The organism is Streptococcus parasanguinis (assembly GCF_001074805.1).
Lineage (GTDB): Bacteria > Bacillota > Bacilli > Lactobacillales > Streptococcaceae > Streptococcus > Streptococcus parasanguinis_A.
In genome coordinates, this window is the sequence record NZ_JUPI01000099.1 from 36928 (window position 1) to 43784 (window position 6857).

Below are 6857 nucleotides of genomic sequence, written 5' to 3' on the forward strand. Positions count from 1 at the left end.
ACCTTCTCCTCTCACTGTTTTTCTCCATTGTATCAGTTTCATAAGAAGAAACACTCCACTTTTTATAGAAAATTAGTGGCTATTCTTTATGAAATGGATGAATGATCACTCCTTGAACAACCCGATTGACGGTACCAGTCGGTGAAGGCGTATCTGGGCGATTTTGCACCTTGAGCGAAGTCAAGAGAGAAATCAATTGACCATAGATAATGTATGGGAAGGCACGATAGATGTCCAGTGAATCGTCTAAAGATGCTATCAACACTTCCCGTACATGCTCAATGCCTGCAGCTTGGTCGGTCAAAAGGACGACCTGACGGGCAATCTGATCTCCTGCAACTTCGCGAACCAAGTCCAGATCATACTGACGGGTATAAGGATCAATGGATCCAAAGACCAAGACCAGAGTCTGCTCATTGATGAGGGATTTTGGACCGTGACGGAAGCCGACAGGACTCTCATACATGGTTGCGATTTTGCCTGCTGTTAATTCCAAAATTTTGAGCTGGGCTTCATGGGCTAGACCAAAGAAAGGTCCTGCCCCCAGATAGATCACGCGCTCGAAGTCTAGATCGACCACTTCCTTGACCTCACGATCTTTCTCCAAGACCTGCTCTGACAGATGAATCAATTCTTCTACCCGTTTTTCTTTGGTTTTTTCCTCACTTGGATCAAAGACCAAGAGGGCTGTCAAGAGCATGGAGGTGAAGCTCGAAGTCATGGCAAAGCCAGCATCGTTGGTTTCTTTCGGCTGGAGAAGCAAGAGATTGCGCTCATCTCCGTGGGCCTGCTGGGCCAGTTTTCCTTCTGCTGCACAGGTAATGGTGATCTGATAGAGTTCATCAACCAGATCTTGGGCCAACTGCACGGTTGCGACACTTTCTGGCGAATTACCACTTCGTGCAAAGGAAACTAAGACCGTCGGCACTTCTTTTTTGAGATAGGTTTGTGGATGCGCCACGATATCGGTCGTCGCAATGGATTGGAAATTCCAGTGGCGTTCATCGTGCACTTCCTGCAAGTAAGGAACCAAAGTGTCCCCCACATAGGCAGAGGTACCTGCCCCTGTCAAGATAACCTTGATATAGTCATGCTCTTGGCCAATCTTATCTAAGAAAGCTTTTATTTCTGCTTGTCTTTCTTGGTACAAGCGAGCCGTTTCCTTCCAAACACTTGGTTGTTGGTAGATCTCACGTGTTGTGATCTCTGCTCCTAGCTCCTGCAGGTCTTCTTTTGTATATTCTAACATAGAACCTGTTGTTCCTTTCTACAATCTAACATTGATAAATGGGAAAGGAGCCTGAGATGATACTCCCAGACTCCCTACCAACCTACTCATCTTCATCATCATCAAGGTTTGACAAGAGGTCATTGACCTTGACAATACTTTCTTTTGCACGCTCAGGGTAGTCCCCTTCGCTACCAGTCAGACTGCTATTGATAAATTCGATAACCATCGGAAGATTCATCCCTGCGTATAAGTCAATCGCACGTCCTTCAAGGATCAAGCGGCTCACAGTGTTGCAAGGAGTCCCTCCTAATAGATCTGCAAATACAATATAGTCTTCTAGGCCTTGAACTGTTGCTTCAAATTTAGCAGTAAAGTCTTCTGGCCCTTCTTCTGGTAAGAGTGCAACTGTATGGATGGATTCTTGTGGTCCCATAATCATCTCTGTGCTGGCTTTAAGCTCTTCACAAAAGTGACCATGGCTGACCAATACTAACTGTTTTGCCATACCTTACTCCATTATGCCATTCCAAAGAAGAAGTGGCCAAATGCTGAGAATGCGATTGCTGCAAGGATGATGAGCAAGATAGCTTTTGTAGAGTTCATACCCTTACGTCCAAGCAACCAGTAGATGACACCTGTGATGATAGCTGGTACCAAACGTGGGAAGATAAGGTTGAGCATATCTTGAATTTCAATCGCTTTGTCCCCAATGTGTGGAGTCCAAGAAACTTCAACACCAATCATGCTGGCAATCAAGGCACCAACCATGAAGATACCCAGAACGGCAGCTGCATCGATCAAAGCTGTCAAGGTACTTTGCATGTTGTTGATGAGGTTAACCCCTTCTTTATAGGCAAATTCCAATTGTTTCCAACGGAAAATGTCATAAGCAACTGCCACAGCGATCCATAAGAAGATACCGGCTGGGTTTCCTGCAACAGCCAAAGTTGCTGCGATTGAACCCATAATAGCTGGTACCAATGATCCAAAGATTGAGTCTCCAAGAGGAGCGAATGGTCCCATGAGACCTGTCTTGATCCCGTTCACCGCATCTTTTGATTTGACACCATCTTTTTCTTCCAAAGCAAGGTCAAAACCAGTGATAATAGTGTGGAAGAATGGTGAAGTATTGAAGAATTGCGTATGCAATTTCATCATTTCTTTCAATTCTGGAGTGCCATCACCATACATTTTACGCAACTGAGGTAAAAGCATATAAAGATAACCAGAAGCCTGCATCCGTTCGTAGTTCCAACCCAATTGGAAGGTGAAGAGGCTACGTTTGTTGATTTGTTTAAAATCTTCTTTTGTTAGTTTGTAATTAGAATTCGTCATCTTCAATTTCCCCGCTTTCTGATTCAGTTACTGGAGCAGCTACGACTGTACGTTGACTGTTTTTGAAGTGTTGTACTGCAAGGAAGATACCGATGATGGCAACCCCAATCATAGATACACTCTTGAAGTTGTTAACAAAAGTAATAGCTTGTTCTTTTGGAAGTTTAGCAAACACTTCAGAACCAACAATGCTAGACACTGCAGCACCAAGGCTTTGAACATTGCTATAAAGCACTGTCAACATTGCTGTTAAGCCAAATCCAAGTGCTAAGTAGTGAAGATTACGACGAACAGGAAGGTAACGAAGCAAGATCGCAAATCCAAGACCTGGAAGCATTTGACCTGCAAGTTTCAGACCGTTTGCCAACCATTGTACATTAGCAAGACCTGTAACAACAGTTTCTACGAAAGATCCACCAAAAGCAAGCGCGAAGTAAACTGGGAGAGCTCGAGAAAGAGCCCAAGGAATCGCTCCAAGAAGGTAGTTGCGTTCGATACCTTTGTAGTCAAAGCGGTCGATTGCAGCATCTACACGGTGAGCGAAGTAAGTTGTAGTCATACGACCAAGAATATCAAAGTAGGTCAACAAAGTTGCTACTGGCACAGCGATTGTAGCAATAGCAATCTCTGGATCAATCCCTTGTGCTACTGAGAAGGCAGTCGCAAGAACGGCACCAGAAGTGGCGTCAATACGAGAAGCACCACCGAAAGTACCAACACCGAGCACTGTCAATTGAAGAGAAGCTCCGATAAATAGACCTGTCTTTAAATCTCCCATAACAAGTCCTGTAATGAAACCAGCAAAGACTGGTGATCCTGCTGATGAAACAATCGTCAACTCATCACAGATTTGATAAGCTGAGTACAAAGTAAGTAGTAAAATTTGCCACCATTGTATCATGACAATTTCCTCCTAAAAATTTTCTTTTTTATTTATAAACTATTTGAGCAACTTCAAGAAGTCTTCAACTGGATCATTTGGAACCATTTGAGCAGTTAGCTTAACTCCTTTTTCAGCTAGCTTGTGGAAAGCTTCCACATCGGCATCCACTACGTTGATTGAACGAGTAACGGGACGAGTCTCGTCTGATTGAGACATGTTCCCTACGTTTAAGGTTTCAAGTGGCACACCTGCTTCCACCAAACCGAGGAAACGGTCTGGCTTGCGAGCTACGATGAAGAGACGTTGGCTATCATATTTTCCAGCCAAGATATTTTCCGCAGCCTTTGCGACTGGCAAGATACTAAGCTTAACACCAGGTGGTGTCGCTAGTTTCAAGCCACTTTTTTCGATATCATTTTGAGCGACTTCATCATCGATCACCATGATACGTGAAACATTTAGTTTGGTAGTCCAAAGATTAGCTACCTGCCCGTGGATCAAACGTCCATCGATACGGCATCCTACAATTGTCATAAGTTTTCCCCCTTTACTTCTTTGAATGTAGGTTGTTGAACAAGTTGAAGTGTCTCTTGGTAACGCCCTTCTGTCTCAAAGACGATCAGGCTATTGGCTCCTTCTTTAAGGAAACCATGAGGCACGTAAAGTGAAGTGGTCGGACCGACCTCCCAGAAGCGACCAAGGTTGTGGCCGTTGACAAAGACGACCCCTTTCCCAAATCCTGTCATATCTAGATAGGTGTCAAGGGTGTGGTCCAGCTGAAAATCATATCGGTAAAATGCTGGAGCACCTGCCTGCCATTCCTTTGAAAAATCGAGCTGGCTGAGATCTTGTAAATCCAGCGGGTACTGCTTCCAATGAAGGTGGAAATGCAAATCCACACAGACACCTGTGCGAATACCCTTGTGCTGGCTATCAGCCAAGAGCTTGTGCCCGTAGTTGACACGTCCCATATTCTCAAGCAAGATTTTTAAATTCGTAACCGCTTTCTTTTTTCCTTTGATAAAAAGATCTTCACCGATCTCTGTTTGGTATTGCGTTGCTACATGTTGATCATCCAGGTAAATCTGTACCCGATCCCGACCATCAATGATGCGCAGTTTTTCTTCCTCCGCATCCAATTCAAGGTCTGTCTCATACAAGAGATAACCTGTGGTTTGCCCCAACTCTTCCATCTTTTCTGGATAGAGACTAGTCTTAAGCTGAGCCAAGTTGTCCAGATTAGCGAAGAGACTGGTCTTGGCTGCCAATTGCAAGCTTTGTTCCGGCAAACATTCTTTGATGAGCGGTTCTTGCTGTGGGTATTCCGGATAATAGGTCGCCATCATTTTTTGAATAGCATCATACTTCTCCGTCGGATTGCCCTGCTCATTGAGCAAAGCCCCGTAGTCATAGGACGTCACCTGTGGCAAATCCAGCGTCCCCCGAGCTGAGCAACCATTCATAAAGCCGAAATTGGTTCCACCATGAAACATGTAGAGATTGATGGAGCCGAGCTCCAAGACCTCATGGACAGCTTCTGCCAACTCCTCTGGGTCCCTTTGAATCACAGGCTCCTTCCAGCGGGTAAACCAGCCATCCCAGAATTCCATACACATCAAAGGCCATTTCTTGCCGTATTCGTTAAAGAATTCTTTCATTTGACCAAAGTTATAGGCTGCTTTAGAACCGAAGTTTCCCGTCACAAAGAGGTCCTCTTCGATCAAGGTTCCTGTTCTTAGCGTTGCTCGCCATGGCCCATCTGATGTAAAGAGGGGGCAGGTCACGCCTTTTTCCTTCATCAAATCCCGAATGGCACGAAGATAATCCTTGTCCTCTCCATAAGAGCCGTACTCATTTTCCACCTGCATCATAAGGATTGGACCACCCCGATCCATTTGGTAGGGTGTCAACAATCCAAGCAAGCGATCATAATAACGATCTACCGCTTCGATAAAGGCTGGGTCTGATGAGCGGATTCGCAGGTCTTCTTCTAAGAGCCAGGCTGGCAATCCACCAAATTCCCACTCTGCACAGATAAAGGGCGACGGCCTTACAATCATGTAAAGTCCTAGGGACTGAGCTGTTTGAATGAAACGCTCTAGATCCAATCGACCACTAAAGTCAAATTCCCCTTTGCGAGGTTCATGCGCATTCCAAGGGACATAAGTCTCAACCGTGTTAAAACCCAAAGCCTTTAGATTATACAAGGAATGATACCAGTCTGCTGGGTCAATTCGGAAATAATGGATCGCTCCGGACAAAATCTTGAAGGGTTGACCTTTTAAATAGAAAGCATCGCGAATCTCAAAAACTCCCATAAACGCCCCCCTTTCTTATATGTAACCCTTTTCAGTTATTAATATAATAAATTTTTTTAAAAATGTCAACACTTTTAGAAAAAATATGTTAAAATAGGGTTAAATAAGAGAAATCTAAAGAGAGGTAGCACTATGGCAATTCCAAAGTACCAACACATCAAAGATGAATTGAAACAGCAAATTATCTCAGGAAAATTTGAAAATGGGGATAAATTTTATACTGAAGCTGAACTCATCAAAATTTATGATGTTAGCTCTATCACCGTTGTCCGTGCTTTGAATGACCTCGCTGCCGATGGCTACATTGTCCGCCAGCAAGGAAAAGGGACCTTTGTTTCTCGTGCTCGAAAACACAAACTGGTTGAATTTTCAGATGTTGAAACCTTCCCCATCCAAAAGGCCAAAGTCAAAGTTCTCTCTATTAAACGTGGAAACACCTTAAGCATCCTAGACAAACTAGGCCTCAACCCAACGCAATTCTACTATAAGATCGAACGGACCCGCCAGACAGGGGATGATACGTATATCTTCCACCAAACCTATATTCCTGAACAATATATCAATCCAAACTATCCAAATTTGGAATACTATAGTTCTATCTATGATCGCTTCAAAGAGGATTACCACATTCATATGAATGATGAGCACTTCGAAGAAATCAATGAAATCGTCTTTCCTACACCGAGCAAGGTGGCTAAAGTTTTGGAGATCGATGAAAATTTCCCAACTGTTAAACAAGTGAAGACGACCAAGTTAGAAGCTACTGGCCAAATCCTTGAATACACGGAAACCTACAAACGCGGTGACTACTACAAGATTAAATTCATCTCCTGTGACCGCGATCACTAAGAAGCAAAAAGACTGAGACAGCTCGGTCTTTTTATATGTACATTGTAACATGTTGAAAACGATTTCTAAAGACCTCTTTAAAAATATATATAATTAGTGATAGTTTAGCTATAAAAAGTTTAAAAAAGAGAGTGGGACAGAAATCGGTAATTCGTTAGAATTCGATTTCGTCGTCCCTCCTCCGCACAGTTGAGTAGGGCTGTAAAAGCTGATGAAATCAGCGTAGTAGAGCCCACTCAAC

General features: G+C 43.7%; 7 protein-coding genes. 1 reads left to right on the forward strand and 6 read right to left on the reverse strand.

The window, feature by feature from the left end:
- Positions 1–79 precede the first annotated feature (79 nt).
- From ADI76_RS06770 to ADI76_RS06795, 6 genes are all read right to left on the reverse strand, one after another.
- On the reverse strand, positions 80–1249 hold the full coding sequence (locus ADI76_RS06770; RefSeq protein ID WP_049515291.1) for an SIS domain-containing protein: 1170 nt from the start codon (positions 1247–1249) through the stop codon (positions 80–82).
- An 82-nt stretch (positions 1250–1331) separates the two neighbouring features.
- Complete coding sequence (locus ADI76_RS06775) at positions 1332–1736, reverse strand: PTS sugar transporter subunit IIA (protein ID WP_049515293.1); 405 nt, start codon at positions 1734–1736, stop codon at positions 1332–1334.
- A gap of 11 nt (positions 1737–1747) precedes the next feature.
- The gene (locus ADI76_RS06780) at positions 1748–2566 is read right to left on the reverse strand and encodes a PTS system mannose/fructose/sorbose family transporter subunit IID (RefSeq protein ID WP_045760097.1); all 819 of its coding nucleotides are present in this window, start codon (positions 2564–2566) and stop codon (positions 1748–1750) included.
- Positions 2553–3467, reverse strand: coding sequence for a PTS mannose/fructose/sorbose/N-acetylgalactosamine transporter subunit IIC (locus ADI76_RS06785; RefSeq protein ID WP_049515296.1), 915 nt, complete (start codon positions 3465–3467; stop codon positions 2553–2555). Before ADI76_RS06785 ends, ADI76_RS06780 begins: the two co-directional genes overlap by 14 nt.
- Before the next feature lie 39 nt (positions 3468–3506).
- Complete coding sequence (locus ADI76_RS06790) at positions 3507–3983, reverse strand: PTS system mannose/fructose/N-acetylgalactosamine-transporter subunit IIB (protein ID WP_049515298.1); 477 nt, start codon at positions 3981–3983, stop codon at positions 3507–3509.
- The gene (locus ADI76_RS06795; RefSeq protein ID WP_049515301.1) at positions 3980–5767 is read right to left on the reverse strand and encodes a glycoside hydrolase family 35 protein; all 1788 of its coding nucleotides are present in this window, start codon (positions 5765–5767) and stop codon (positions 3980–3982) included. The genes ADI76_RS06790 and ADI76_RS06795 overlap by 4 nt, the downstream gene beginning before the upstream one ends.
- A 132-nt stretch (positions 5768–5899) precedes the next feature.
- Here ADI76_RS06795 and ADI76_RS06800 point away from each other — a divergent pair, with 132 nt between their 5' ends.
- Positions 5900–6616, forward strand: a complete 717-nt coding sequence (locus ADI76_RS06800) for a GntR family transcriptional regulator (protein WP_009731970.1) — start codon at positions 5900–5902, stop codon at positions 6614–6616.
- The last annotated feature ends 241 nt before the right edge of the window (positions 6617–6857 follow it).